The organism is Pyramidobacter sp. C12-8 (assembly GCF_002007215.1).
Taxonomy (GTDB): Bacteria; Synergistota; Synergistia; order Synergistales; family Dethiosulfovibrionaceae; genus Pyramidobacter.
This window is the reverse complement of sequence record NZ_MUHX01000152.1, coordinates 1-218: the sequence shown is the minus strand read 5'-3', so window position 1 is coordinate 218 and position 218 is coordinate 1. Positions and strand designations below refer to the sequence as shown.

Here is a 218-nt window from a genome sequence, read left to right as displayed (position 1 = left end):
GTTGTGGTTTTCCATCATGCGCCGATTGCCCAGCACCACGCAGCGCCCCTGGATCCAGCCGGAAAGCCCCAGCCGATCCTCATAGATCAGCTCTTCGACCGGCAGCAGCAATTCCTTGCGCCCCATGACCACGTTGCTCAGCAGCGTGCCGATCGGGCCGCCGACGGCCAGAATCATGGAAGCGGCCGTCAGGATCGCTTCATCAATGCGCACGCCGC

General features: G+C 63.3%; 1 protein-coding gene. It reads right to left on the bottom strand.

What is annotated here, in order from left to right:
• On the bottom strand, positions 1-218 hold a 218-nt coding region (locus tag B0D78_RS13120), incomplete at both ends, for a hypothetical protein (protein ID WP_168170156.1).